Source organism: Anoxynatronum sibiricum, assembly GCF_039414295.1.
Taxonomy (GTDB): domain Bacteria; phylum Bacillota; class Clostridia; order Peptostreptococcales; family Tindalliaceae; genus Anoxynatronum; species Anoxynatronum sibiricum.
On record NZ_JBCITM010000002.1, the window covers coordinates 1 to 26673 of the forward strand.

A 26673-nucleotide genomic window follows, 5' to 3' on the forward strand; every position below is an offset into this window, starting at 1 on the left:
AGATCAGATTATGAATGTATTCTTAAATGCAGTTCCCGATACGCTAAGATGTAGGTTATTTGCAAGTACATAACTTTCAGCCGATTTCGGACGGATTATCTGTCAAAAACTGGTGGGAAAGTTGAGTTAAGAAATGAAATAACCAAAAAAGGACGGCATGCGCCGTCCTTTTTTGGTTATAAGTGTAAACAAGAATGTCTTAGAGATTCTGCTTTTCGAAGAACTCTTTTGTCAGATTAACGACGACACCACTTAAAGCAAGCAAGGCTACCAAGTTGGGGATCGCCATGAGACCATTAAGTGTATCAGCGATATCCCAGATCAATGTCAGGCTTCCGACAGAACCCAGAACAATGAGTGGCAACCAGATAATACGATAGATCTTGTTGAAACCGGAGCCAAGAATAAACTCTGCGCACTTTTCGCCGTAATACGCCCAGGAAAGCAGCGTTGAAAAGGCGAAGAACAAAATACCTATGGCGACAATAATACCACCGGGGCCAGGAAGCCCTTCATTAAAGGCAGCTGTCGTCAAAGCGGCTCCAGTAACACCACTGCTCCAAACTCCGGAGGTAATGATGGTTAACGCTGTTAAGGTACAAATGACGATGGTATCAGCAAATACTTCAAACACACCCCATAGACCCTGTCGAACAGGATGGTCTGTTCGGGCGGCAGCATGGGCAATTGGAGCACTACCCAAACCAGCTTCATTGGAGAAGACGCCGCGGGCAACCCCGAAACGCATGGCCATCATAACAGTCGCTCCCGCAAATCCACCTACACCAGCTTTAGCTGTAAAAGCGTGACGGAAGATCAGGGCAAAAGCCTCAGGAATATGAACCAGGTTTAAAATAACAATGACGATAGCGCCAATCATGTAAAAAACTGCCATAAATGGAACGATTTTTTCAGTTACTTTAGCAATACGTTTCAGACCGCCAAGAATAACTGCTCCGGCGGCAATGGCAAGGACAACACCTGAAACAATGTGCGGAATGCCAAAGCTTGTATTTAGCGCATCAGCCACTGAGTTTGCCTGCACCATGTTACCAATACCAAAGGCTGCCAATGCACCAAAGAGAGAGAATATCCAGGCGAGCCATTTCCAGTTGGTGCCCATGCCGTCAACAATGTAGTACATAGGGCCGCCCACCCAGTTGCCTTCAGCGTTCTTTTCACGATACCGGATGGCCAGTACGACTTCTGCAAATTTGGTCATCATGCCAAAGAAAGCAGACACCCACATCCAGAATACTGCTCCTGGTCCACCGATGGCAATAGCAGTAGCCACGCCGGCAATATTACCGGTACCAATGGTAGCGGCCAGTGCAGTTGAAAGTGCCTGGAAAGGAGTAATATCACCATCTTCAGCAATTTCTGTCTTGTCAAAAATTTTGAACAGGGTTTCTTTCATGGCAAAGCCAAACTTACCTACCTGCAGGAAATTAGTTCTAAAAGAATAATAAACACCGGTTCCTACCAGAAGTACGAGCATGTAGGGTCCCCATACAATACCATTGATGGTGCCGTTGATACTTTCAATCATCTGCACAAATCCGATCAAATCACACGACCTCCTTTGACATAGTGGTTGACCATCTGAACACAGACTTTCAGAGATTCGCCTCCTTTTCTTAAGATTTGCTTGGGAAAATGGTCATAACAAAAGACAATGAATGCGTTTAAGTACAGCACTGCAACTAATTCAGTTCATGCCGATAAAACGATCAATGCCTTTCTGTGTATGTATACCCAAAGCATTATACTATTATAACAGTTTCATATTATCACAATACTCAAAACAATAAAAGATGATGATTGTCCTTTTTAAGACAATTTTGACGATATGTTCACTCTAATAAAACCAACCATTGAATAGTCAAGGCAAGTCAGTTTGAAAATCAATGTTTTCAACATATAGCATTCAGTGAAATACCATGCATTGTTCTCACAAAGTGTGATTTATGCTATAATTGAGTGGAATGATCATGGAGGTGTTACCTTGGAACATCAAGCTTGGTTGCGGAAAATTCCCAAAACAGACGATGTGCTTCATCAGATTAAAACGATTGATGATCTGCAAACGTTTCATGAGGATTTTCTAAAAGCAGAAGTGCGTCAAGTTTTACAAGAATTGAGGGAAGCAATTCTCGCTGGTGAATACAACGAAGAGCGCTCGCAAAACTTGAGTATCCAGCAGATAATAAGGACAGTTCAAAAAAGATGTCAGCAGATTTCTGCATTACAGTTACGCAGAGTCATAAACGGGACTGGCGTGGTTCTTCATACCAACCTGGGTCGTGCACCACTGGGCAACTTCGTAAAAGAAGCATTGTGGGATGTTGCTCAGGGGTACAGTAACCTTGAAATGAATTTATTAACAGGAAAACGAGGCAGTCGTTATGATCACATGAAAAAAGTATTGCTGCGGCTAACAGGTGCCGAAGACGTGTTGGTTGTGAATAATAACGCTGGGGCTGTTTTGTTGGTGCTTTCAGCCATCGCTAAGGGTAAAGAAGTGATTATATCCAGGGGTGAACTGGTGGAGATCGGCGGTTCTTTTCGAGTGCCTGAAGTAATGGAACAAAGCGGTGCTACACTTATTGAAGTGGGAGCCACAAATAAAACCTATGTACGGGACTACGAAAAAGCAGTGACAGAGCACACCGGTGCATTGCTGAAAGTACACCAAAGCAACTTTAAAATCGTGGGATTTACTCAGGAGGCATCAGTGGAAGAACTGGTTTCACTGGCGCATAGTCACGGTTTGCCATTAATTAATGATCTTGGCAGCGGACTGCTGATTGATCTTGAAGTCGAAGGTTTCCCTTTCGAACCAACTGTACAGCAGGCAATTGCAGCAGGTAGTGATATTGTCACATTTAGTGGCGACAAATTGCTGGGAGGTGCTCAGGCTGGTATCATCGCTGGAAAAAGTCAATGGATCAGTCTTATTGAGAAACATCCGTTAACGAGGGCCCTTCGTGTGGACAAGCTAACGTTATGTGCTTTGGAAGCTACGCTGGTACAATACCTCGATCCGATGCAGGCGAAAGAACAAATACCAGCTTTGAGAATGATGACTGAATCGGTTCAAAGCCTGGACCAACGTGCAAAAGACCTATTTGATCAACTTCAGTCTATCAATAATGACAACGCTGGCATTCGAATAGATATTGTTCCGGGGTCGTCTCAGGTGGGCGGTGGTTCATATCCAACAGTTCAAATGGAGAGCCGTCTTATCCGCTTCAGTTCATCACTTGATAATATACCCCGGCTCGAACGATTCTTGCGCAGTCAAAACCCCGCTATTGTTGGACGTATTCAGGACAACGCGTTGCTTTTGGATTTACGCACCATTTTTATGCATGACTATCGTGATATCTGCCAAGCATTTACAGCTTGGATAACATTGCAAAATCAGGAGTGAGGTTATGAAACATCTAATCATTGGAACAGCAGGTCACATTGATCATGGAAAAACCACGCTCATCCATGCATTGACCGGCAGAAACACCGATCGCTTGAAGGAGGAGCAGAAACGGGGTATTTCCATCGAGTTGGGGTTCACCTACTTTGATCTACCGGATGAGCGGCGGGCAGGCATTATTGATGTGCCGGGGCATGAAAAGTTCATTCGCCATATGCTCGCTGGTGTCGGTGGAATGGATTTAGTCATGTTGGTTGTTGCAGCAGATGAAGGTGTCATGCCGCAGACCAAAGAACATCTGGATATTTTATCATTGCTTGATATGAAGCAAGGGGTCATTGTCATTACGAAATCTTCGCTGGTTGAGACTGACTGGCTTGAACTTATCAAAGAAGAGATAAGACAGGCAACAAGCGACACATTTTTGGAATCCAGTCCAATTATAGCCGTCGACTCCATTACCGGTGAAGGGATTCCAGCCCTTTTAGAGTTGCTAACCGAAGCATACGACAGGATTGAAACCCGTGATCAAACAGCACCTTGTCGAATTCCCATCGATCGTGTGTTTACCATAACTGGGTTTGGAACAGTTGTGACAGGTACACTTTTGGAAGGCACAGCAAAAGTTGAAGAAACGCTGGAGATTTTTCCGGAAGAAACAGCTGCTCGAATCAGAAACATTCAGGTTCACGGCAATACGGTTAAAGAAGCCTATGCAGGCCAGCGAGTGGCCATTAACCTGTCCGGATTGAAAAAAGATCAGATAAAACGCGGCAGCTTTCTTGCACAACCGGGGTCCATGACAGATACCATGATGGTTGATTGTCGAATAAAGATGTTAAAGAATGCCAGTAGACCCTTAAAACAGCGTGACCGTATACGATTATATCATGGCACTTCAGAAATTCTTGCCCGTGTTGTCATTCTGGAAAAAGAACAGGCTGAACCAGGTGAGAGTGCGTTGGTGCAGTTTCGATTAGAAGAACGGGCAGCTTTCAGAAAAGAAGATAAGCTCATTGTTCGATTCTATTCCCCCATGCAAACGTTGGGAGGTGCTCTTGTCATTGACCCGAACCCTGAAAAACACAAAGCACTTCGACAGGATGTCATCGATGAGCTTCAGGCAAAAGAAAGTGGTGGCCCGGAAGTCTATCTTGAGCAGCAAATACTTCGTTTCAGCAAAGAACTTCCAGATACAGGTGCTCTGTGTAAGCACACCGGCTATTCTTCTGATCAGCTGATAACATTCCTGCAACAGCTGGAAGATGAGGGCAGCATTTATTCAATTGGTTCAATGGCATATGTCCATCAAGATTATTATCATCAAATTGTTGAGGATATAGTCAATAAGCTGTCGAGATATCACAAAGATAATCCGCTGAGAAGAGGCATGCCAAAAGAAGAACTGAAAAGCAGGGTATTTGGTGATATCCGCTCAAAAACAGTTGATCGCTGGCTGGAACAACTAGAAATTGAAGAAATCATAAAAGCAGATGGTAAACTTGTCGCATTAGCTGAGTTCAAAATTAAGATCAATCCGATTCAGCAGAATATAATGAATCAAATTGAATCGCTTTATCTGGAAAAGCCTTTTGCACCACCACGGCTTGAAGAAATTGCAGGAATCATCAAAGTCAATGAAAAAGAAGTGCGCCAGGTGATCGAGCTAATGCTGGGACAACCCTTAATTCGTATCAATCAGGAAATGGTTTTCCATCAAAATTCAATTAATACAGCTAAAGATATAATCCTGAAGCATTTTGAAAATCATTCAGACATCTCGCCGGCTGATTTCCGGGATCTTTTAAATACAAGCAGAAAATTTGCAGTTGCTTTGCTGGAATATTTTGATCAGGAAAAACTGACGAAACGCAATGGAGACAGCCGTATATTGAGTCGAAAATCCTGATGAAAATCAATGGTATTTTTCATAAATAATTCGGTGTGCATAGACAGAGTTGATTAAGCTCCATCGGTTGTGATATAATACCTCCGTTGCCACCTTCATGGCAAAGGGTAATCCGGGAGTAGATGGGTGCTGGTGTATCCTCTGGTCTTCAAAACCAGTACGAGGGGTTAGTAGCCTCTTGGGTGGGTTCGATTCCCACGTGCTCCCGCCAAAACAACACCGAATTGAGAGCTCCGGCTCTCAATTTATTTTTGTATTCAAGACGGCAGTCAATTCATTCTGGGGAGTTAGAAAGATGAACATGACATGGGAAGATCTCAAAAATCAACTAAAAAAGAAGTGCATAAAAGTGACAAGACAGCGAGAACAGTTGCTTCGACTATTTCTATCTCCAGAACAGCATTTATTGACAGCTGCCCAAATTCATCAGGCACTACAGTTGACCGATCAAAACATGAACCCTTCAACCATTTACCGCAATCTGGAAACACTTGATGAAGCAGGTATTATTCGCCAGATCTCTTTGAACGATGGGCTTGCTCGCTATGAGCTGGTAACAGATCATCATCACCATCATCTAATCTGTCTTCAGTGTAACCACATGCAGGTGGTTGACGTATGCCCTTTTGAAGAAATTAACCGTTTTGTAAAGCAACACACAAATTTTCTCCCGGTGGAACATCGCTTTGAAATCTACGGCTATTGCAGTGAGTGCCGTCAGAATGAGGAAGAGGGAAAAAAATGATTATCATGGGGATAGATCCAGGATTAGCCATTACCGGCTTTGGACTGGTGCATTTTGAGCAAAATCATTTCCAGGTAATACAGTATGGTGTCATTCGTACAGAAAGCAAACAATCCTTACCAGACCGATTGCTGCAAATTCATCAGGGAATTCAAACACTTATCAAACAGTATAAACCTGAGGCAGTAGCAGTCGAAGAGCTTTTTTTTAATACTAATGCGAAAAGTGCACTGTTGGTTGGACAGGCACGAGGCGTAGTTGTGGTTACTGCAGCTGCAGCAAGCCTGCCAGTATATGAATACACGCCATTACAAGTCAAGCAAGGGATTGCAGGTTATGGGCGTGCCGAGAAGAAACAGGTACAACACATGACAAAAACCCTCTTGAATCTCAAAGAAATACCGCGGCCAGATGATGCTGCAGATGCCCTTGCGATAGCTGTATGTCATGCACATACCGGTCATTTCAAGCAGTTGTTCAGTGTGTAATTGCGAACTCTTTGCCAATGTAAAAGCAGTATTCAATTCCGGAAGGAGACTGTATCATGATAGAATTCGTAAAGGGAACCGTTCATTCTGTTTCGGTGGATCAGGCAATTATCGATGTGAATGGGATTGGTTATGGTGTCTACTCATCCCTTACGACGTTGGCAAAATTGGTGAATGGCCAGGAAGTAATGTTGCATACTCATTACAGTTTGAGGGAAGACGGCGCCAGTCTTTATGGATTTTTCAGCAGAGATGAGCTGGACATGTTTAAAAAACTAATCACAGTGACGAAGGTGGGTCCAAAAGCAGCCGTTGCCATTTTGTCTACATTTTCCGTTGAGATTCTTTGTCAGCAAATTATGGCCCATAATCTGGATTCGTTGTCAAAAGCCCCGGGAATAGGCAAAAAAACAGCTGAACGTATAGTGCTGGAGTTGAAAGACAAAGTGAAGAAAATGGGTTTTTCAGCGACGGACATATCGATGCAGATGAACTCGTTTGAAGATGAAGTGTTGGAAGCATTAATTGCGTTGGGTTATCATAAGACAGAAGCACTGGAGGCCGTCAGAGCAACGACTAATCAGGGGATTTCCACCGAAGAAGGCATCAAAGCGGCCTTGTCATGGCTGATGAAATAAACGTCACAAAGATGGAAAAGAGGCGATTCCACCATGACTATTGAAGAACGGATTATTTCAGGTTCAACGCAGGAAGAAGACGTTGCCATTGAAAATGGCCTGAGGCCACGACGCTTGGATGATTATATTGGGCAGGAGAATAACAAGGAAAAATTTCGGATTTTTATTAAAGCGGCAAGAGAAAGAAATGAAGCACTTGATCATGTATTGCTTTATGGGCCCCCTGGTCTCGGAAAAACGACACTATCAAGCATTATCGCCAATGAATTGAATGTTAATATTCGAATCACCAGTGGACCTGCCATTGAACGTCCAGGAGATCTGGCTGCTGTTTTAACCAATCTTGGCGAAAACGATGTGCTGTTTATCGATGAAATCCACCGACTAAATCGCACGGTGGAAGAAATTTTGTACCCTGCCATGGAAGACTTTGCACTGGATATCATTATCGGTAAAGGACCAAGTGCCCGAACAGTTCGTTTGGATTTATCCAAATTTACTCTCATTGGAGCCACTACCCGTGCGGGGTTGCTCACATCACCGCTTCGAGATCGATTTGGGGTTATCTGTCGGCTTGAGTTATATGAACAACATGAACTGGCACAAATAGTCAGACGCTCTGCAAGAATTCTTGATATATCCATCGAAGAAAAAGCAGCTTTTGAAATTGCCTCCCGATCCAGAGGAACGCCACGTATTGCCAATCGACTGCTGAAACGCATACGAGATTATGCCCAGGTGCGGGCAGATGGCGTTATAAACCTGCAGGTGGTACAGGAGGCAATGACATTGTTGGAAATCGACCCTTTGGGACTGGATGGAACTGACAAAAAAATGATTTTGGCGATGATTGATCATTTTAATGGCGGGCCAGTGGGACTTGACACGCTTTCTGCTGTCACGGGAGAAGAAAAGACAACCATTGAAGACGTCTACGAACCGTATTTAATGCAAATTGGCTTTATGAGCCGTACGCCGAGGGGACGAGTGGTAATGAAACGAGCTTATGAACATTATCACCGCTCTTTAGACGAAAAAAGCGAGTGATGCAAATGAATACCCTGGCAAAAGGATTTATGTTTTTGGGGCTTGTCCTATTCTTAATTGGATGTTGCACTCTATTAGCTAATCGAATGGGACTTGGACGCCTGCCTGGTGACTTTATGCTGCAACGGAAAAACATTACGATGTATTTTCCATTGGCTACCAGCCTTTTAGTGAGCCTTTTGTTAACAATTCTGTTGAACCTGTTCTTTCGACGCTAAACAAAATTATTTTTTAAGCAGATGGACATTGTTAGAAGGCAGTCTCACTATTTATTCCCTAAGAAAGTATGTGGCCTATGAAAACGAATGAATTTAACTATGAGTTACCGGAGCATCTTATTGCGCAGCATCCCTTAGAAAAACGGGATCAATCCCGTCTGCTGGCTCTGAATGCCAATGATGGAACCATCAGGCATTATCATTTTCCAGACATCAGACATTTATTGAAACCGGGTGACGGGCTTGTTATCAATAACTCCAGGGTGATTCCAGCGCGCTTAATTGGGCGCAAGCGCTACACCAATGGCCGTGCTGAGTTCTTGCTTTTAAAGCAAACGCTGTTGAATCATTGGGAGGTGCTGGCAAAACCCGCCAAGAGAATAAAGGCAGGCACAGAAGTCATATTTGGCAAAAATGATCTTCGTGCCATTGTGCGCGAAGAAAAAGACGAAGGTCTGCGCATCATTGAATTTATAACAGAGCGTCCCGTGTTTGAAGTGCTTGAAGAGCTTGGCGAAATGCCTCTTCCACCATATATTCATGAACACCTGGATGATAGAGAGCGCTACCAGACAGTTTATAGCCGTCACAAAGGATCTGCCGCTGCTCCAACGGCAGGACTCCACTTCACGAAAGAACTGATTGAAGAAATCGAAAGCATGGGAGTCATTATTATTCCGGTAACGCTTCATGTTGGTCTGGGTACTTTTCGACCTGTACAGGCTGAAGATATTGAGGCCCATGAAATGCATGAGGAGTATTATGAAATAACAGAGGAAAGTGCCGATGCCATGAACCGTATTAAATCATCGGGAGGACGCATTGTTGCCGTCGGAACAACCTCCTGTCGCACGCTTGAATCAGCTATGTGCAACGGTGGGTCATTTATTGAGGCAGGCAGCGATTGGACGCGACTGTTTATTACACCCGGATATCAGTTTCGCTGGGTCGATGTACTGATTACAAATTTTCATTTGCCTGAATCCACATTATTAATGCTTGTCAGTGCATTTGCTGGAAAAGATCTTGTGATGGAATCTTATCGTCAGGCAGTGGATGCGTCTTATCGATTCTTTAGTTTTGGTGACGCAATGTGGATTGAGCGATGATGGCAAAGGAGCAGCTATGAATAAAAATATTTTTCAGCAAACATCAGTATCCAGCGAGTCGAAGGCTCGAACAGGCTTACTGACAACCACACATGGTCAAATTGAAACGCCTATTTTTATGCCCGTTGGAACACAGGCGACTGTGAAAACCATGACACCAGAAGAATTAAAAACCATACACACCCAGATCCTGCTCAGCAACACGTATCATCTTTATATGCGTCCTGGCCATGATTTGGTAGCCAGGGCAGGCGGGCTTCATTCCTTCATGAACTGGCCAGGACCAATTCTGACTGACAGTGGTGGATTCCAGGTGTTTAGCTTGGGCCCCCTAAGGAAAATAACCGAAGAAGGTGTTGCCTTTCAATCGCACATTGATGGTTCGCGGCATTTTATCTCGCCTGAAAAATCTGTGGAGATTCAGAATGCACTTGGCGCAGACATCATCATGGCTTTTGATGAGTGCATTCCGTATCCGGCTGATCACGAGTATGTACTGAATTCTGTCGATCGGACAACACGATGGGCCAAGCGGTGCTTTGATGCGCATAATCGATGGGATGACCAACATCTATTTGGTATTATTCAGGGAGGCGTTTTTCATGACCTGCGCCAGCGAAGTGCAGAGGCATTACTGGCGATGGACTTTCCAGGTTATGGTATCGGTGGGCTGAGTGTTGGTGAACCTAAAGAGTCGATGTATGATGTGCTTGATCATCTAATTCCACAAATGCCTCAGGATAAGCCCCGATACCTAATGGGGGTAGGCAGTCCTGATTGTTTAATTCACGGAGTGCTTCGGGGCGTTGATATGTTTGACTGCGTGTTGCCCACCCGCATTGCTCGAAACGGAACCGCCATGACAAGTATGGGTCAGGTGGTCATTAAGAATGCCGTTCACACAGATGCCTTTGAACCCTTAGACCCCAATTGCAACTGCTATACGTGTCAAAACTATTCCCGGGCATACTTGAGGCATTTATTTAAAGCCAATGAAATTCTTGGTTTGAGACTGCTCACCTGGCATAATCTTCACTTTTTGCTTCATTTGATGAAAACACTTCGACAGGCGATTACTGAAGACTGTTTACTGGAAACATGCCGCGCGTTCTATTTACAGTACTATGGCAAGCCGCTGGAATGGTAGTTGTCCATTGACAAGATACCAGAGATGTTGTTTAATGTAATAAGGATTGAACAATGACAGGAAGGAGGTCTAACATGCCGCAACAATTATCTGGCTTGATTATTCCGTTGGGATTTCTTGCCATCTTCTATTTTCTAATTATTAAGCCGCAAAAAACCAAAGAGAAAAAAATCAGGGAAATGCGCAATAATTTGAAAGTTGGAGACGAAATCATCACCATCGGTGGTATCTATGGCAGAATTCTGAAACTCAAGGATGAGGTCATCACCATTGAAGTTGGTATGGATAAGACAAAACTCACCATCACCAAATGGGCCGTTGGAAACCTCGCATCAGAAACAGTATCAAAGGAAACCTCTGACAGCAGTAACGAATAATCTCATTGATTGTCTCCATCAGGCAGCCGGCCAGTCCCGTGCTGCTTTTGGTTTGTAAGGATTTATTATCGCTTCTCTTTTTTTTTCTGGAAGCGTGTGATATAATGCATAAGGATTCCATTTCGAAAGGAGAACGCTTCATGGCTCTTAAACGTATCAAAACTTTAAATGCATTGCATCTGCCCAAAAAGGGAGCAGATACAGGTTGTGGCGAATGCCAAACTTCCTGTCAGTCGGCCTGTAAAACTTCCTGCACAGTGGGAAATCAAATCTGTGAAAAAGAATAGATTATTGAAGAGTCCGTTCCATCAGCAGGAGTTTCGACTCCCTGCTTTTTTGTTTTGTGTATATAATCGCCAGCAGCACATTCTAAGAGTTTCAGGAGTGAGCTGCTGCAAATGAAGAAAGAAGGCCTTTAAGTGATTCACACATTCAGTAAAAATGGCATTAATCTGGCAATTGATGTGAACTCCGGAGCTGTACATATGGTGGATGAACTGGTTTACAAGATCTTAACCGGATCAATCACCAGTAACCACTTACAGCTTCAGGATCATGAGAGACAACAGCTGGAAACTGAATATGGAAAATCAGCCGTAATAGATGCTTTGGCTGAAATCCATCAATTAATATCAGCAAACCTGCTGTTTTCTGATGCTCATCCGTTGGATGAAGAAGTGGCCCATCGCCCGGGTGTTGTGAAAGCAATCTGCTTGCATGTGGCACACGATTGTAATCTTTCATGCGCATATTGCTTTGCATCAGAAGGCACTTTTCAGGGTGAGCGTTCTATGATGAACCTGTCGACGGGCAAAGCTGCCATTGACTTTTTGATTAGACATTCCGCGAACAGAATCCATTTGGAAGTGGATTTTTTCGGCGGCGAACCACTATTGAATATGCCTTTGGTTAAAGACGTCGTTGCATACGCACGAAGTCGTGAGCAGGATACGGGAAAGAAATTTCGTTTCACACTGACAACCAATGCACTGGCACTTACTGATGAAAACATGGCATGGATTAACGAGCATATGAGCAATGTGGTGCTAAGTCTCGATGGAAGACCGGAAGTCAATGATCAAATGCGTAAATGTCGGAATGGTGAAGGCTCTTATCAGAAAATACTGCCAAACATCAAAAAAATGGTTGCTCTGAGGGCAGATAGACCTCATTTTGTCAGGGGCACTTTTACGAGGGAAAACCTTGATTTTACCAGCGATGTGGCTCATTTGGTTGACCAGGGTTTTCGAGAAATCTCTGTGGAACCGGTGGTGGCACCACCAGAAAGCCCGCTTTCATTAAGGGATGAAGATTGTGATTTGATTGAAAAAGAGTATGACCGCCTGGCAGAGTTATACCTGCAATGTGCCAATGCGGGTCAGTCTTTTCGCTTTTTCCACTTCATCATTGATTTAAAACAGGGTCCGTGCATCAAAAAAAGAGCTTCGGGCTGTGGGGCTGGTACAGAGTATGTGGCCATCACTCCAGAAGGAGACTTGTATCCCTGCCATCAGTTCGTTGGTAACCCGGATTTTTATATAGGTCATGTGACAACTGGTTTGACGGCTGCTCAAACGTTGGCACAATTTGAAAATGCCACGATATATGATAAAAGTGAGTGTCGTGAATGTTGGGCAAAGTATTATTGCAGTGGCGGTTGTCATGCAAACGCATGGCACAGCAATGGTTCACTTATCAAACCGTATGCCATTGGTTGCCGACTTGAAAAATCACGCATTGAAACTGCATTAATGCTGGCGGCAAAAGAAAGTGAGGGGATTGACTATGATCAAAGTCCATAATGGACAGCATCCCACTATTGACAACACTTGCTTTGTTGCAGAAACAGCCAGTGTCATGGGAAATGTGGTTTTGAAACCAAATGCCAGTATCTGGTATGGTGTCGTTGCCAGAGGTGACTACAATGATATTTATATTGGCGAAGGCAGTAATATTCAGGATGGTTCAGTTTTACATATAGCCTACCACCATCCCACCATTATCGGTGATTTTGTAACAGTTGGACACAATGCCATTGTCCACGGATGCACCGTAGGAGACCGGGTGCTGGTCGGTATGGGTGCCGTGATTCTTAATGGCGCTGTCATTGGAAACGACACGATTATTGCAGCAGGAAGTCTGGTGCCGGAAGGCAAAACCATTCCAGCAGGCGTTTTGGCAATGGGATCACCAGCAAAAGTGATTCGTGATCTGACATCAGATGAAATCGACAGAATTAAACGATCGGCAGAAGACTACATTGTTTTTGCTCAACAACACAAACGGGAACAAGACGCCCGATAAGGAGGAAACAACATGAAAGCAAAAGGTCTTATTGCCTTTGTGATAATTGTTGCATTGGCGATCACAGGTGTTTTGGCTGCTGTGAACGGGCTGCAAATAGGCGGCGCTGAAATTGCACCTGTCAGAGACAGTATTAAGCAGGGTCTGGATTTAAAGGGCGGTGTCTTTGTGGTTTTTGAGGCAGATACCACCGCAACAGGGCAAGAACTGGATCAGTTGATTAACCAAACAATACAAGTGTTTCGTCGACGGGTTGATGCCATGGGGTTAACAGAACCGACGATCGTTCAGGAAGGTGATCGAAGAATTCGAGTCGAACTGCCTGGCGTTGAGCAGGTGCAGGATGCGTTGGACATGATCGGTAAAACAGCACAATTACAGTTTGTAACACCTGACGGCGAGGTGGTGCTGACAGGCAGCAATGTAACAGACGCATCCCCCACATATGTCGATCGAGAACCTGATCCAGTGGTGAGACTTGAGCTGGACACAGAAGGTACCCGGAGCTTTTCAGAGGCCACCGGACGATATCTAGGTGAACCAATCTATATTATTCTGGATGACGAAGTGATTTCTGCTCCCATTGTTCAGGACCAGATTTCACTTGGAACAGCAACCATCAGCGGCAACTTTTCAATTGAAGAAGCCTCCAATCTGGCTGCACTCATAAGAGCCGGCTCATTACCGGTCACCTTAAATGAAGTTCAGACTTCTACAATTACTGCTTCTCTGGGCGTTAATGCTCTCAACAGGAGCGTTCAAGCAGCAAAGATAGGGATTGCATTAGTGTTCCTATTCATGCTCTTGATCTATCGTCTGCCAGGTCTTGTGGCCAACATTGCTCTGACAATCTACGTATTGTTGGTATTGACCATCTTTATCAGCCTCAATGCAACGCTCACTTTGCCGGGAATTGCAGCGCTGATTCTCTCTATTGGTATGGCTGTAGATGCAAATGTCATTATTTTCGAACGCTTAAAAGAAGAGATGTCCAATGGAAAAACCGTTCGTGCAGCAGTTGACTCTGGGTTCAAAAGAGCATTTAGAACCATCATGGATGCCAATATCACCACCCTTATTGCCGGTTTGGTGCTTTATCAGTTTGGAACAGGACCCATACGTGGGTTTGCAGTAATGCTGATAATCGGACTCGTCGTAAGTTTGCTGACAGCAGTCTTTATAACCCGCGTACTGCTCAAGCTTTTAATTTCCACTAATCTTTTCAAAAATCCCCGCTACTTTGGCGTATAAGGAGGAAGCAGAAATGGATATTATTCATCAGAAAAAAATCTGGTTCTCCATCTCCGCCGCCATTATTATGGTGGGGCTGGTAATAGCTCTATTGTCTGGAGTCAATGCAGGTATTGACTTTACAGGCGGCACACTGATGGAGTTTGAACTGCATCAATCTGCAAGTACAGACGAAATCCGTTCGATTACAAACACATTTGATACAAGTGCCAGTATTAATTTCATAGGCAGTGATCAAACAACACTTCAGATTAGAACTATTAAAGATTTGGATCATTCTGAACGGATGGAAGTCTTTCGTGAACTGGAAACCCGCTATCAAATAACTGAGGATGACTTTTTGCGTGCTGAACAGTTTGGACCGGCCATCGGAAGAGAAATTCGCGACAGAGCATTTCTATCCATGCTGATAGCAGCTGTGGGAATGTTGATATACATCACCTTCCGTTTCGAGTTCAGCTTTGGCATCGCAGCGATTATTGCATTATTCCACGATATTTTAGTGGTTCTTGCGGTTTATGTGATTTTTAGAATTCCGCTGAATAGTCCCTTTGTCGCAGCAATGTTAACCGTATTGGGTTATTCAATTAATGATACCATTGTCGTTTTCGATCGCATCCGTGAAAATCGTAAAACCATGAAGAAATTTGATTTTGAACAATTGGCCACCAACAGTATCAATCAAACAATCAAACGATCTGTCTATACCTCCCTGACAACTCTGGTTATGATTCTTGCACTGTACATTATGGGAGTGCCACAGATAAGAGAGTTTGCGCTTCCTCTGATTGCTGGTATTGTGAGTGGGACCTATTCTTCAATTTTCATTGCCAGCCCTGTATGGGTGATGATTAAGGAACGTACAAAGGATCGCAATAAAATGTTCGCCAAAGCTTAGTTCATTATATGATCAGTGAACTTCCCCCGACCACATACCGTATGCGCTTTACTGCGGCTGTGGTCGTTTTTTCACTTATATTAAATGGGTATCGCGTATATATGGTGGGAGTTATTGCTCAATCTTCATCAAACCGTTATAATGAAACATATTGGCGCTGGCAAGAACTGAAAATTTGACCAATATCAGGAGGGTATACCATGGATCTTAAATCAACCATTCGTGAAATACAGGATTTCCCCAAAGCAGGTATTAACTTTAAGGATATCACCACCCTTTTGAAAGATCCTTTGGCACTAAAAGCAACAATTGATGCTATTTCTGAAAACTTGAAGGATAAGGGCGTGGAAATTATTGCTGGGCCTGAATCCCGCGGATTTATCGTAGGAGTTCCTGTCGCCTGTCAGGTGGGTGCTGGCTTTGTTCCCGTCAGAAAGCCCGGAAAATTACCAGCTAAAGTTGAACGCTATGAATATGAACTTGAGTACGGAACAGATGCTCTTGAAATCCATCGTGATGCCATCAAACCAGGCCAAAAGGTAGCCATTGTGGACGACTTATTAGCCACCGGTGGCACTGTACTAGCAACGGCAAGACTTATCGAATCGCTGGGTGGAATTGTGGTTTCGGTTCAGTTCCTTATGGAGCTTAAATTTCTCAATGGAAGAGATAGACTGCAGGGATACGATGTGCAATCACTGATCACTTACGACGAGTAAAGCTCTAAACGATGTTTGCGGAACAATTAAGCCATAAGGGGGTGATCCTGAGATGCTGGAAAATCTCATTACCATGATTGAAGAGTATAATCCACAGTGCGATGTCGAACTGATCATCAGAGCTTTTCAGTATGCGGAAAGTGCTCATGAAGGCCAATACCGCAAATCGGGAGACAGGTACTTTTCTCATCCGGTGGAAGTTGCAAAAATCCTCATCCAAATGCAAATGGACAGCAGCACCATTGCAGCCGGATTAATGCATGATGTGCTGGAAGACACCCCCAATAGCTATGAAAAACTCAAATCCGAGTTTGGTGTTGAAATTGCAGAACTGGTTGAAGGGGTCACCAAACTTACCAAAATGAGCTTTGAAACGCAAGAAGAAAAGCAAGCAGAAAACCTGCGCAAAATGTTTGTTGCCATGGCAAAGGATATCCGCGTCGTGTTAATAAAGCTTGCAGACCGGCTTCATAATATGCGTACCCTCAAGTTTCAGAGCGACGAAAAGAAGAAAGAGAAAGCTCATGAAACGCTTGATATTTTTGCTCCGATTGCCCATCGCCTGGGTATTTCCCGCATTAAATGGGAACTTGAAGATCTCAGCCTGCTTTACATGGATCCTGAAGGCTATTATGCACTTGTGGAAAAAGTTGCCAAAAAAAGAAAAGATCGTGAGGACTTCATCAATCTTGTTATCCGAGAGTTAAAAGAAAAACTTTCCGATTTCGATATTGAAAATGAAATTTATGGACGCCCCAAGCATTTCTATAGTATCTACAAAAAAATGGTTAATCAGGGCCGCGCCTTTGAAGAAATATTTGATTTTCTGGCCATTCGGGTGATTGTTGACAGTATTAAAGACTGCTATGGTGTCTTGGGTGTGGTACACACCATCTGGAAACCCATTCCCGGTCGTTTCAAAGACTATATCGCCATGCCGAAGCCTAATATGTATCAGTCTCTTCATACAACTGTGATTGGACCAAAAGGCGAACCCTTTGAAATACAGATTCGAACCTGGGAAATGAATCAGATTGCAGAATATGGTATAGCTGCTCACTGGAAATACAAAGAAAATCAAACAACGCGGGAATCCAGTAATATTGATGAGAAACTTGCTTGGCTCAGTCAAATGATGGAGTGGGAAAAAGAAACAAAAGACCCCAAAGAGTTTATGGAATCACTGAAAATCGATCTGTTTACCAATGAGGTTTTTGTCTTTACGCCAAAGGGCAAAGTGATTGATTTGCCTGCCGGAGCCACACCCATCGATTTCGCCTATAAAATTCATAGTGATATTGGCAATAAGTGTGTGGGCGCCAAAGTTGACGGTCGTATTGTACCATTAAATTACAAATTGAAAAACGGCAACATCATTGAAGTGCTGACTTCATCCAACAGTAATGGTCCCAGTCGCGACTGGCTGAAGATTGTACAAAGTTCACAGGCAAAGACAAAAATAAAGCAATGGTTTAAAAAAGAACGCCGGGAAGAGAATATTGCCAAAGGAAAAGAAATGTTGGAGCAAAATGTCAAGCGGATGAACGTACCGATGCAATTGGCAATGAACCCTAAAACATTGACATCCGTTGCAAAAAGAATGAGCCTGGCCTCAGAGGAAGACCTATATGCCACATTGGGCTATGGTGGCATCACACTGGCTCAAATTCTCCCCAAAATCAGGGAATATATCAAGCGTGAAGTTCCGTCAGAGGAACTGGAAAAATGGATGCCGGCATTGCCTAAGAAAGAATCAGATAAAAAACGCCCGGTGAAAAAAAGTCAAGGTGTCAGCGTAAAGGGAATCGATAATATCATGGTACGTTTTTCTAAATGCTGCAACCCTGTTCCTGGAGATGACATTGTTGGCTATATTACACGGGGGCGAGGTGTTTCGGTGCATCGACGTGATTGCCCCAGTCTTTCGGAGAGTCCGGAAAAAGATGAGCGGGTAATTGAAGTGGAGTGGGACGGTGATACTCAAATTGATTTTCAGGCCGAAATTCAGATTAATGCCACTGACCGGAAAGGGCTGCTGCGTGAAATCACCCAATTGCTGACAGACATGAAAGTCACTGTCAATGCTTTGAATGCCCGAACCAGTAAAGATCATTCCGCTTCCATCAATTTGGTCATTGAAACAAAAGATATCGCTTTCCTTGAACATCTCATGCAAAAATGCAGAAGAATGGAAGGGGTTCTTGATGTGTACCGTGTAAAAACGTAAGAGTACACAGTCAACACATATGCGTTAATCACATAACCATACTGACAAAAGAGGGAGTGACAACAGTGAGAGCAGTCGTACAGCGCGTCAGGAGTGCCAAAGTCACTGTAGAAAATCAGATAACCGGAGAAATTCAACAAGGTCTTTTGATATATGTGGGAGTAGAAAAAAACGACACTGAGGAAGACGTTAATTACATGGTGGAAAAAATCATTCATCTACGCATTTTTGAAGATCAGGACGGAAAAATGAACCGGTCACTAATGGATGAAGCAGGTGAGATTCTATGCATTTCTCAGTTCACCCTGTTGGGTGACTGTCGTAAAGGCAGACGCCCCAGTTTTTCCGAAGCAAAACCACCAACCGAGGCAGATGCGCTGTATTGTCAGTTTGTTGAAATGTGCAGAGACAAAGGGATTCATACACAGACAGGTGTTTTTCAGGCACATATGGAAGTTGAATCAGTGAATGACGGGCCAGTCACCATGCTTGTCGACAGTAAAAAGCAGTTTTAGAGATAGACACTCAGCGAATGATGGAAGGAGACCAACATGTTTAAAGTTAAGAAACTGGTAACAGGTCCATTGCAGGTCAACACCTATATCTTAGGCGAAACAGAGTCCAAGGAAGCCATCGTGATTGATCCCGGCGGAAACGCTGGAGGTGTTATACAAGTACTGGAACAACAAGATTGGACACTTAAACTCATTGTCTTAACACATGGTCACGGAGATCATATTGGAGCAGTGGCAGAATTACAGGATCGTACCGGCGTATCAATGGCTATTCACGAAGAAGATGCCGCCATGTTGACAGACAGCAAACGAAACTTTACATCTATGATGGGTACAGGTATTGAAGTAACTCCTGATGGCACACTGGAAGATGGTGATGAAATTCTACTGGGAGATAAGTCTGTTCTTGTAATTTCGACGCCCGGTCACACACAGGGTGGAATTTGTCTCAAAGCAGATAATTTGTTATTTACAGGAGATACCCTCTTTATGATGTCAATTGGCCGAACAGATCTTGAAGGCGGCAATCACCGTCAATTGATACGATCGATAAAAGATCGGCTGATGATTTTTGAGGACGATGTCGTCGTCTACCCTGGACACGGGCCTGAAAGTAAAATTGGAGAGGAACGAACGAAAAATCCCTACCTGTAGGTGTTTATATGAGCCGACATTCGCTGAAAACTTTGCAAATAATTGTACAGGATGATTTTCTGGCTTATGAAACCAGAGAGTTGGCAAGGCTTTTTTATCCCGCTGAATTGACACTAATCTCAGTGGATCCCAACATCGATGAAACCACCCCGGTGCCAACACTGGGGCTTCTTTGCTATTCAGACAGAGCGGGATGTCGATTTTTTTGCTGCCTGAAAACAGAAAGTCATACATTTACAGAAAGCTGGTTCATTGATGGTGATAGAGTCAAAAATCACTCGATTGATTTTGACCAAAAACTGTTCAAACGAGACTTTAAAAAGTGTCTTTTCAAAGTGATGCAACAATGGCGTCCCCGTCAATTGCCCTGGGGAATTCTCACTGGCGTCCGTCCGGTGAAGCTGGCACATCAACTGACCCAACAGCTCGAAAATGACGAGCAGGTAAAAGATTCACTGGAAACACATTATCTGATCAGCAAAAAGAAGGCTGCGCTCTTGACTGAAGTCGCAGCGGTACAACGTCCTATATTACACAGGACAGCACCTAACCGTGTAAGCCTGTACATTGGAATTCCTCTTTGTCCATCACGTTGCTCTTATTGTTCGTTTATCTCACAACCAGTTAAAGGACAGCACGATCCATTGCTGGAACAATATCTGCAAGCACTCCTTATTGAACTGAAGCAAGCTATACGTTGGCTCATAGAGCAAGGGCGTCAGCTTGACACCATCTATATCGGCGGAGGAACACCTTCTGTATTTTCAGCAAAACAGATTCATCAGTTAATGGATACACTGGCGAGTATATATCCCCTACATCAGGTGCGTGAAATTACTTTTGAAGCTGGTCGGCCGGATACATTGACGCTTGAGAAACTTCGCGAGCTGCATCAATACCCTGTTCACCGATTGAGCATTAACCCACAAACATTCAATGACAGTACCCTGGCCAATGTAAATCGTCATCATACAACCCATGATTTTTACCAGGCATGGGAAATGGCGTTAGCGGAAGGCTTTTCCCTCATCAATTTGGATATCATCATTGGTTTGCCCGGAGAAGGGATACAGCATGTGAGGCATACGCTTAAAGAAATAGAAGCGCTTCAGCCGACAAATCTAACGGTACATGCATTGGCACTGAAACGAAGCTCATCGTTGGCCATGATTGGAGATAACCAGCGACTGGATGACCAAACAGCAGACATATTGATGGATGAAATTGAAGTGATGGCTTATTCAAATCATATGAAACCCTATTATCTATATCGACAAAAAGAAATAACCGGCCATCTGGAAAACATTGGTTATTCTCTGCCTGGCACTGAATGTCTGTATAATATTCTCATGATGGAAGAAAAGCAGACTATTCTTGGTGTTGGTGCCGGTGCTGTATCAAAACAGTATTTTCCGGCTCAAGACCGAATTCGAAGGATTCCCAATCCTAAAAGCATCCAGGTCTACATACAACGGATGCACGAAGTAGGCTTCCATTATAAGGACTGGGAATCATTTCATAAGTAACCTGCCAAGCAATCTGTTTATCTGAGGTTTAATAAGTGTTTGAACATCATCGAAAAGTCAAATGTGATATTGTCTATAGAAAGAAGGAGATGATTGGATGTCAGAACAAGGCTTTTTTAAAAGAACTCACCGATGTGGTGAGCTGTCTGAAGAGCAAATTAATGAGCGGGTTTCACTCAACGGATGGGTTCAAAAACGACGGGATCTGGGGAGTTTAATTTTCGTTGATCTAAGAGACCGGTCTGGCGTCATTCAGATTATTTTTGATCGCGAGTTATCCACCGAAGCATTTGAAAAAGCAGAAATGCTGGGTTCAGAGTACGTTATATCGGTACAAGGAAAAGTCGTTAAACGCCAGTCAGAGAACCCGAACCTGCCCACTGGAAAAATAGAAGTTTATGCAGATGCCCTGTTAATACTGAATGCTGCTGAAACGCCCCCCATCTATATTCGTGATGATGACGATGTTTCTGAAGCCCTGCGTCTTAAGTATCGTTATCTTGATTTGCGCAAACCAGGTATGCAACGAAACCTATTGTTACGGCAACAGGTGGCAAACCATGTTAGACATTTCTTGACAGAAGAAGGCTTTGTAGAAGTTGAAACACCAGTACTCACTAAACCAACTCCCGAGGGAGCCCGGGATTATCTTGTGCCCAGCAGGGTTAATCCGGGAAAATTCTATGCGTTGCCTCAGTCACCACAGCTTTTCAAACAATTACTGATGGTATCTGGCATGGATCGCTACTTTCAAATTGTAAAATGTTTTCGCGATGAAGATTTGAGAGCTGACAGACAGCCTGAATTCACACAAATTGACTGCGAAATGTCTTTTGTCACCCTTGAAGACGTAATTGATATCAATAGCCGATTACTGCAGAGTTTATTTAAGACTGTGATGAAAATTGACTTGCCACTCACCTTCAAACGGCTAACCTACCAGGAAGCCATCAATCGTTTCGGATCTGACAAACCAGATCTCCGGTTTGGTATGGAATTGATTGATCTTGCACCTGTTGTTAAAGGCTGTGGGTTCAACGTTTTTAATGAAACCCTGAATAGAGGCGGACAAGTGAAAAGCATCACCGTTAAAGGCGGAGCTGATGCTTTTACGCGTAAAGAAATTAGCGTGCTTGAAGACTTGGTCAAAACTTATGGTGCCAAGGGCCTTGCTTGGATGAAGGTGCAAACAGAAGAGATTGTATCACCCATTAAAAAGTTTTTCAGTGAAGAAACACTGGATCAAATAATTGCAAAATCGGAAGCTGAAGAGAATGATTTAATTCTTTTCATTGCAGATGAACCGTCAATTGTGGCAGCTTCATTAGGGTTTCTTCGGTGCGAGCTGGCAAAAAGGCTTAAGATCATAGAACCAAATCAATACAAATTTGTTTGGATTACTGATTTTCCACTGCTCGAATATGATGATGAAGCAGAACGATATGTAGCCATGCATCATCCATTCACCTCACCTGTGGATACTGATGTTACAAAGCTTGATACAGCTCCCGGAGAAGCACGTGCAAAAGCCTATGATATTGTTCTAAATGGTTATGAAATTGGTGGTGGCAGTATTCGTATCCACAATGCCTCTCTTCAAGAAAAAATGTTTCGCACCTTGGGTTTGGATGAAACCGAGATTAATGAAAAGTTTGGCTTTCTTTTAGATGCATTTCGATTTGGCACCCCACCTCATGGCGGTATTGCTTTCGGACTTGACCGTCTTGTTATGATCATGGCAGGAGAAGATAATATTCGTCAGGTGATAGCATTCCCCAAAACACAAAACGCAGGTTGTCCATTAACTAATGCGCCTTCGACAGCTGACTCAAAGCAACTGGAAGAGCTGGGCATTTCTCTTTTGTCAACAAAAGGTGAATCAGTTCCACCACATTGTCAAACCGACTGATTTATGATATTATGATGACATAGACAGCCTGCTGTGTGCGTGTATTCGATTTAGTTTTGAGCCAACACTATTACATTGGGAGCCTGGCGTCTGATGGTGGAACAAAAGCCCTTTGGGACTTGTAAAATCATTGGCAGGGCACCCACCTGCGAGAGCAGGTCCAAAACGATCGACATACGGCATGGCGGGTGTCGCTTAAATTTTAGCCCTGTCAAATGGGTTTTTCAGATATTTGGGAGGATCAACTGATGAAACAATGTGGACTGGTGATTGAAACTGGCGACCAGACAGCTCGAGTCCGAATGCAACGACATTCCAGTTGTGCCGGATGCAATGCCTGCAAGATGGGATCCTCTGAAAAGCCCATCGAACTGGAAGCACTGAATCCTCAAAATGTGACTAAAGGTCAAATCGTTGAAGTTGAGATGGAACATCAGCATGTACTGCTGGCTGCCTTTTTGATGTATGTGGTTCCACTGTTGTTTTTAGTAACAGGTGTGGTAGTCGGGCATTATGGTCTGCAGGCAATGGGTGTTCAGCAATATGCAGATTTACTAACGGCGATCTTTGCTTTCTCAATGACAGCACTGGCCTATGTGCTTTTAAACAGAAGTGAAAAAAATCAACAGTTTAAATCAAAAATGCTTCCAGTTATCACCAATGTGATTGAGGAAGCAGATTAAGCCGAAATATAACTCTTGATGTTTATAAAGAGGATTCAGACAAAGTGACATCAACACTTTTGTCGGATCCTTTTTCTTTTTTCATTTGGCGGTTTTGCTTTTTGCTTTTTCGATAAGTGTTTATACTTAGCATAATCGTTAATGCAAATGCAATAGCTAATCCCACGAAGAATGAATCAGTACCATACGAAGCTGCCAGCGAATAATCCTGCTCCAAAATGGCAAGCATGGTATTGTAGAGACCAAAACCAGGAACGAAAGGTACAATGCCTGGAACAATAAAAACGGTCATCGGTTTCTTATCCCTGATAGAAAAAATTTCTCCCAGCAAGGCTATGACAAGAGTACCAGTAAAGCTTCCGATAATGACAGATCCTGTCAATGAAACTGTTCCAAGGTGTGCCAACCACCCCATTGCTCCACCAAATCCTGCTTTTGGAAGAGTAGATAACGGTGCATTAAACAAAAAGGCAAATCCACAAATGATAAAATTGACGATTAAAAGTTCTTTCAGTATCATCATAACAGGCTTCCTCCCGTCAGCAACAACCAGGTTTTAAGAACAGCTCCAACACCAATGGCAATGGAGGTGGCAATAATAACAGCTTCAGCTCCCTTGGCCATGCCGGAAATCAAATCACCGGCAATGGAATCACGAATTGCATTGGTAACGGCAACTCCCGGCACCAATACGATAACAGCACCTACAATCACTTTATCCATCTCAACCCCAGGCACTACTCCCGAAGCAATAACAGCCAGAAGCGCAGCCACAGCACCGCCTGCCATGTGACAAACAAAAGGCGGGAAACTGGCTTCATCCATTTTAGAAGCGGTGACAGTGACCAGAATACTGGCTAACAGAGCAAAGAAAAACTCAAGAAAGTTGGCGCCAAACAACGCAGCAAACAAGGCGCTTCCCATACCTCCAAAAACAGCTTTTTGCCAAAAGGGATATCCAGGTGATCGATCAATGACTTTCAGTTCCTGCATGGCTTCTTCCAGGCATATGTGTCCAGCAACAAACCGTCGTGACAAATCATTTACCAGTGAAACTTTTTCAAGATTAATGGATCGATTCTTAATGCGCTTGATGAAAGTTGTCATATGTCCTGTATGATCATCTTTTTGGTCAATGGAAACAAAAATACCCGTGGGTGTCACAAATACTTCGGTATACTCATAGTGACCTGATCGACACAGCAGTGAAATCGTGTCTTCAACTCGATAAGTCTCGGCGCCATTTTTGAGGAGTATTTCTCCAGCGTAGAGGGCAAAGATCATAAGCTTTTTAGAAGCATCAGTATTCATGATTATCAGCCTTTCTTTCAACAACTCCTGAACTGGCTATTATGCCAGTTGGAACAAATCATCACTTTTTCGGAAACTGCACATGTCAATTGTTTAAGTCGACAAGCTTCCTATGAAGTATAGGCTCTTTGAAAGCAAAAATCAAGTAGATCAGCGTTAAATTAATTACAGCATTTCATATAGCTTCAAGATCATCATATGCATTTTCAACGAAACTATCAAAGTGCAAAATTATGGGCTTTACAGCATTCCTTCAATGAGGTATGCTGTGGTTAAGCTTAAAACTGAGAGGAGATGATTAAATGGATTACTCATTTTTGAAAAAGCAAGACCCTGAAATTCTGGATGTGATTCATCGGGAGACAGCTCGACAACGTCATAAAATTGAACTGATTGCTTCTGAAAATTTTGTTTCTCCAGCGGTCATGGAAGCCATGGGCAGTCAGCTGACAAATAAGTATGCGGAAGGCTATCCTGGACATCGCTATTACGGCGGTTGTGAAGAAGTTGACGTTGCTGAAAATCTTGCCCGGGATCGAATGAAGCAGTTGTTTAATGCTGAGCATGTCAATGTGCAGCCTCATTCAGGATCTGGTGCGAATTTTGGCGTCTATTTCGCTGTCTTAAAGCCAGGTGACAAGGTGCTGGGCATGAACTTATCCCACGGTGGCCATCTTACTCATGGCAGTCCTGTCAATATGTCTGGCAACTACTATAATTTTGTGGCATACGGCGTTGATGCTGAAACTCATCTGATCAACTATGATGAAGTTCGGGAACTCGCTCTTAAGGAAAAACCCCGAATGATTGTTGCTGGTGCCAGTGCCTATCCCCGTGAAATTGATTTTAAACGCTTCAGAGAAATTGCGGATGAAGCGAATGCATACCTAATGGTTGATATGGCTCATATCGCAGGAATAATTGCAGCCGGCTTTCATCAAAATCCCTGCCTTTATGCTGACTTTGTTACCACTACCACTCACAAAACCCTCCGCGGCCCCAGAGGAGGAGCTATTCTCTGCCGAAAAGAGCATGCGAAAATGATCGATAAATCTATTTTTCCAGGGATACAAGGCGGTCCACTGATGCATGTCATCGCCGCAAAAGCAGTAGCCTTTAAAGAAGCGTTGGAACCGGAGTTTAAGGAGTACCAGCGTCAAACTATCTCCAATGCCATAGCCTTGGGTGAAGCGCTTAAATCTCATGGGTTTAATCTGATATCTGATGGAACAGACACCCATCTTCTTCTGCTGGACCTTCGCAATAAGGGCATTACAGGAAAAGATGCAGAACATTTACTTGATGAAATTGGCATCACCTGCAATAAAAACACCATTCCCTATGACCCTGAAAGTCCATTTGTAACCAGTGGTGTGCGCCTTGGAACACCAGCGGTGACGACCCGGGGTATGAAGGAAGATGCAATGAAAGAGATTGCTGATTTGATTGCTGAGATCATTCATCATCCAACTCATAAGGAAAAGGTACAGACCAGAGTCGGTGCCCTGTGCTCCAGGTATAAACTGTACGAATAGACTCATCAGCAACCCAGTGAAAGTGGTTTA

Annotated in this window: 26 protein-coding genes, 1 tRNA gene and 1 other RNA gene; 25 read left to right on the forward strand and 3 right to left on the reverse strand. The window is 43.6% G+C overall.

The window, feature by feature from the left end; genetic code table 11:
• Positions 1 to 199 precede the first annotated feature (199 nt).
• Positions 200 to 1549, reverse strand: coding sequence for an alanine/glycine:cation symporter family protein (locus AAIG11_RS01920; protein ID WP_484477154.1), 1350 nt, complete (start codon positions 1547 to 1549; stop codon positions 200 to 202).
• A 456-nt stretch (positions 1550 to 2005) separates the two neighbouring features.
• On the opposite strand from AAIG11_RS01920, the gene selA reads away from it, so the two are divergent.
• The 24 genes from selA to AAIG11_RS02040 all read left to right on the forward strand — a co-directional run bounded on the left by selA (position 2006) and on the right by AAIG11_RS02040 (position 23797).
• Positions 2006 to 3433 carry an L-seryl-tRNA(Sec) selenium transferase gene (gene selA, locus AAIG11_RS01925; RefSeq protein WP_343184598.1) on the forward strand — a complete coding sequence of 476 codons (1428 nt, stop codon included), beginning with the start codon at positions 2006 to 2008 and terminating at the stop codon, positions 3431 to 3433.
• A gap of 4 nt (positions 3434 to 3437) precedes the next feature.
• Entirely contained in the window at positions 3438 to 5342 is a 1905-nt protein-coding gene (gene selB, locus AAIG11_RS01930; RefSeq protein ID WP_343184599.1) for a selenocysteine-specific translation elongation factor, read from the forward strand.
• 114 nt (positions 5343 to 5456) lie between these two features.
• Positions 5457 to 5553 (forward strand) — tRNA-Sec (locus AAIG11_RS01935).
• A gap of 84 nt (positions 5554 to 5637) precedes the next feature.
• Positions 5638 to 6087, forward strand: coding sequence for a Fur family transcriptional regulator (locus AAIG11_RS01940; protein ID WP_343184600.1), 450 nt, complete (start codon positions 5638 to 5640; stop codon positions 6085 to 6087).
• The gene (gene ruvC, locus AAIG11_RS01945) at positions 6084 to 6575 is read left to right on the forward strand and encodes a crossover junction endodeoxyribonuclease RuvC (RefSeq protein WP_343184601.1); all 492 of its coding nucleotides are present in this window, start codon (positions 6084 to 6086) and stop codon (positions 6573 to 6575) included. Before AAIG11_RS01940 ends, ruvC begins: the two co-directional genes overlap by 4 nt.
• A gap of 56 nt (positions 6576 to 6631) precedes the next feature.
• Positions 6632 to 7213, forward strand: coding sequence for a Holliday junction branch migration protein RuvA (gene ruvA, locus AAIG11_RS01950; RefSeq protein ID WP_343184602.1), 582 nt, complete (start codon positions 6632 to 6634; stop codon positions 7211 to 7213).
• A gap of 39 nt (positions 7214 to 7252) precedes the next feature.
• Positions 7253 to 8260: a Holliday junction branch migration DNA helicase RuvB gene (ruvB, locus tag AAIG11_RS01955; RefSeq protein ID WP_343184910.1), complete on the forward strand. Its 1008-nt coding sequence runs from the start codon at positions 7253 to 7255 to the stop codon at positions 8258 to 8260.
• A gap of 29 nt (positions 8261 to 8289) precedes the next feature.
• Entirely contained in the window at positions 8290 to 8478 is a 189-nt protein-coding gene (locus tag AAIG11_RS01960) for a DUF2905 family protein (protein WP_343184911.1), read from the forward strand.
• A gap of 77 nt (positions 8479 to 8555) precedes the next feature.
• On the forward strand, positions 8556 to 9587 hold the full coding sequence (queA, locus tag AAIG11_RS01965) for a tRNA preQ1(34) S-adenosylmethionine ribosyltransferase-isomerase QueA (protein ID WP_343184603.1): 1032 nt from the start codon (positions 8556 to 8558) through the stop codon (positions 9585 to 9587).
• Between the two features lie 16 nt (positions 9588 to 9603).
• Positions 9604 to 10734 (forward strand): tRNA guanosine(34) transglycosylase Tgt, encoded by a 1131-nt coding sequence (tgt, locus tag AAIG11_RS01970; protein ID WP_343184604.1) that lies wholly within the window; start codon positions 9604 to 9606, stop codon positions 10732 to 10734.
• 74 nt (positions 10735 to 10808) lie between these two features.
• Positions 10809 to 11111 (forward strand): preprotein translocase subunit YajC, encoded by a 303-nt coding sequence (gene yajC / locus AAIG11_RS01975; RefSeq protein ID WP_343184605.1) that lies wholly within the window; start codon positions 10809 to 10811, stop codon positions 11109 to 11111.
• 140 nt (positions 11112 to 11251) lie between these two features.
• Complete coding sequence (gene scfA, locus AAIG11_RS01980; protein WP_343184912.1) at positions 11252 to 11398, forward strand: six-cysteine ranthipeptide SCIFF; 147 nt, start codon at positions 11252 to 11254, stop codon at positions 11396 to 11398.
• 132 nt (positions 11399 to 11530) lie between these two features.
• Positions 11531 to 12913 (forward strand): thioether cross-link-forming SCIFF peptide maturase, encoded by a 1383-nt coding sequence (gene scfB / locus AAIG11_RS01985; protein ID WP_343184606.1) that lies wholly within the window; start codon positions 11531 to 11533, stop codon positions 12911 to 12913.
• Positions 12897 to 13415 (forward strand): gamma carbonic anhydrase family protein, encoded by a 519-nt coding sequence (locus AAIG11_RS01990; RefSeq protein ID WP_343184607.1) that lies wholly within the window; start codon positions 12897 to 12899, stop codon positions 13413 to 13415. Before scfB ends, AAIG11_RS01990 begins: the two co-directional genes overlap by 17 nt.
• Before the next feature lie 12 nt (positions 13416 to 13427).
• Complete coding sequence (secD, locus tag AAIG11_RS01995; RefSeq protein ID WP_343184608.1) at positions 13428 to 14666, forward strand: protein translocase subunit SecD; 1239 nt, start codon at positions 13428 to 13430, stop codon at positions 14664 to 14666.
• A 13-nt stretch (positions 14667 to 14679) separates the two neighbouring features.
• The gene (secF, locus tag AAIG11_RS02000; RefSeq protein ID WP_343184609.1) at positions 14680 to 15564 is read left to right on the forward strand and encodes a protein translocase subunit SecF; all 885 of its coding nucleotides are present in this window, start codon (positions 14680 to 14682) and stop codon (positions 15562 to 15564) included.
• Positions 15565 to 15764: 200 nt separating this feature from the next.
• Positions 15765 to 16283, forward strand: coding sequence for an adenine phosphoribosyltransferase (locus AAIG11_RS02005; RefSeq protein ID WP_343184610.1), 519 nt, complete (start codon positions 15765 to 15767; stop codon positions 16281 to 16283).
• Between the two features lie 52 nt (positions 16284 to 16335).
• Positions 16336 to 18510, forward strand: coding sequence for a RelA/SpoT family protein (locus AAIG11_RS02010; RefSeq protein ID WP_343184611.1), 2175 nt, complete (start codon positions 16336 to 16338; stop codon positions 18508 to 18510).
• A 65-nt stretch (positions 18511 to 18575) separates the two neighbouring features.
• Entirely contained in the window at positions 18576 to 19025 is a 450-nt protein-coding gene (dtd, locus tag AAIG11_RS02015; protein WP_343184612.1) for a D-aminoacyl-tRNA deacylase, read from the forward strand.
• Between the two features lie 36 nt (positions 19026 to 19061).
• Entirely contained in the window at positions 19062 to 19679 is a 618-nt protein-coding gene (locus AAIG11_RS02020; protein ID WP_343184613.1) for an MBL fold metallo-hydrolase, read from the forward strand.
• Between the two features lie 8 nt (positions 19680 to 19687).
• On the forward strand, positions 19688 to 21205 hold the full coding sequence (gene hemZ / locus AAIG11_RS02025; protein WP_343184614.1) for a coproporphyrinogen dehydrogenase HemZ: 1518 nt from the start codon (positions 19688 to 19690) through the stop codon (positions 21203 to 21205).
• A gap of 97 nt (positions 21206 to 21302) precedes the next feature.
• Positions 21303 to 23114 carry an aspartate--tRNA ligase gene (aspS, locus tag AAIG11_RS02030; protein WP_343184615.1) on the forward strand — a complete coding sequence of 604 codons (1812 nt, stop codon included), beginning with the start codon at positions 21303 to 21305 and terminating at the stop codon, positions 23112 to 23114.
• A 22-nt stretch (positions 23115 to 23136) separates the two neighbouring features.
• Positions 23137 to 23308, forward strand: a non-coding RNA gene (gene ssrS / locus AAIG11_RS02035) — 6S RNA.
• A gap of 54 nt (positions 23309 to 23362) precedes the next feature.
• Positions 23363 to 23797, forward strand: coding sequence for a SoxR reducing system RseC family protein (locus tag AAIG11_RS02040; protein WP_343184616.1), 435 nt, complete (start codon positions 23363 to 23365; stop codon positions 23795 to 23797).
• 22 nt (positions 23798 to 23819) lie between these two features.
• On the opposite strand, the gene AAIG11_RS02045 is transcribed toward AAIG11_RS02040, so the two are convergent.
• Complete coding sequence (locus tag AAIG11_RS02045; RefSeq protein ID WP_343184617.1) at positions 23820 to 24320, reverse strand: threonine/serine exporter family protein; 501 nt, start codon at positions 24318 to 24320, stop codon at positions 23820 to 23822.
• Complete coding sequence (locus tag AAIG11_RS02050) at positions 24317 to 25108, reverse strand: threonine/serine exporter family protein (RefSeq protein ID WP_343184618.1); 792 nt, start codon at positions 25106 to 25108, stop codon at positions 24317 to 24319. Before AAIG11_RS02050 ends, AAIG11_RS02045 begins: the two co-directional genes overlap by 4 nt.
• Before the next feature lie 302 nt (positions 25109 to 25410).
• Between AAIG11_RS02050 and glyA the strand changes: the two genes are divergently transcribed.
• A complete protein-coding gene (glyA, locus tag AAIG11_RS02055; RefSeq protein ID WP_343184619.1) occupies positions 25411 to 26643 on the forward strand; it encodes a serine hydroxymethyltransferase in 1233 nt (410 codons plus the stop codon).
• The last annotated feature ends 30 nt before the right edge of the window (positions 26644 to 26673 follow it).

What these genes read in the sequence shown, in the direction of transcription:
- aspS (WP_343184615.1), top strand. Translation starts at nt 21,303, where the DNA reads ATGTCAGAACAAGGCTTTTTTAAAAGAACTCACCGATGTGGTGAGCTG.
- AAIG11_RS01940 (WP_343184600.1), top strand. Translation starts at nt 5,638, where the DNA reads ATGAACATGACATGGGAAGATCTCAAAAATCAACTAAAAAAGAAGTGC.
- secF (WP_343184609.1), top strand. Translation starts at nt 14,680, where the DNA reads ATGGATATTATTCATCAGAAAAAAATCTGGTTCTCCATCTCCGCCGCC.
- AAIG11_RS01920 (WP_484477154.1), bottom strand. Translation starts at nt 1,549, where the DNA reads ATGATTGAAAGTATCAACGGCACCATCAATGGTATTGTATGGGGACCC.
- AAIG11_RS02010 (WP_343184611.1), top strand. Translation starts at nt 16,336, where the DNA reads ATGCTGGAAAATCTCATTACCATGATTGAAGAGTATAATCCACAGTGC.
- AAIG11_RS02040 (WP_343184616.1), top strand. Translation starts at nt 23,363, where the DNA reads ATGAAACAATGTGGACTGGTGATTGAAACTGGCGACCAGACAGCTCGA.
- tgt (WP_343184604.1), top strand. Translation starts at nt 9,604, where the DNA reads ATGAATAAAAATATTTTTCAGCAAACATCAGTATCCAGCGAGTCGAAG.
- hemZ (WP_343184614.1), top strand. Translation starts at nt 19,688, where the DNA reads ATGAGCCGACATTCGCTGAAAACTTTGCAAATAATTGTACAGGATGAT.
- ruvC (WP_343184601.1), top strand. Translation starts at nt 6,084, where the DNA reads ATGATTATCATGGGGATAGATCCAGGATTAGCCATTACCGGCTTTGGA.
- secD (WP_343184608.1), top strand. Translation starts at nt 13,428, where the DNA reads ATGAAAGCAAAAGGTCTTATTGCCTTTGTGATAATTGTTGCATTGGCG.
- ruvA (WP_343184602.1), top strand. Translation starts at nt 6,632, where the DNA reads ATGATAGAATTCGTAAAGGGAACCGTTCATTCTGTTTCGGTGGATCAG.
- AAIG11_RS01990 (WP_343184607.1), top strand. Translation starts at nt 12,897, where the DNA reads ATGATCAAAGTCCATAATGGACAGCATCCCACTATTGACAACACTTGC.
- AAIG11_RS01960 (WP_343184911.1), top strand. Translation starts at nt 8,290, where the DNA reads ATGTTTTTGGGGCTTGTCCTATTCTTAATTGGATGTTGCACTCTATTA.
- selB (WP_343184599.1), top strand. Translation starts at nt 3,438, where the DNA reads ATGAAACATCTAATCATTGGAACAGCAGGTCACATTGATCATGGAAAA.
- AAIG11_RS02020 (WP_343184613.1), top strand. Translation starts at nt 19,062, where the DNA reads ATGTTTAAAGTTAAGAAACTGGTAACAGGTCCATTGCAGGTCAACACC.
- glyA (WP_343184619.1), top strand. Translation starts at nt 25,411, where the DNA reads ATGGATTACTCATTTTTGAAAAAGCAAGACCCTGAAATTCTGGATGTG.
- yajC (WP_343184605.1), top strand. Translation starts at nt 10,809, where the DNA reads ATGCCGCAACAATTATCTGGCTTGATTATTCCGTTGGGATTTCTTGCC.
- AAIG11_RS02045 (WP_343184617.1), bottom strand. Translation starts at nt 24,320, where the DNA reads ATGATGATACTGAAAGAACTTTTAATCGTCAATTTTATCATTTGTGGA.
- AAIG11_RS02050 (WP_343184618.1), bottom strand. Translation starts at nt 25,108, where the DNA reads ATGAATACTGATGCTTCTAAAAAGCTTATGATCTTTGCCCTCTACGCT.
- AAIG11_RS02005 (WP_343184610.1), top strand. Translation starts at nt 15,765, where the DNA reads ATGGATCTTAAATCAACCATTCGTGAAATACAGGATTTCCCCAAAGCA.
- scfA (WP_343184912.1), top strand. Translation starts at nt 11,252, where the DNA reads ATGGCTCTTAAACGTATCAAAACTTTAAATGCATTGCATCTGCCCAAA.
- queA (WP_343184603.1), top strand. Translation starts at nt 8,556, where the DNA reads ATGAAAACGAATGAATTTAACTATGAGTTACCGGAGCATCTTATTGCG.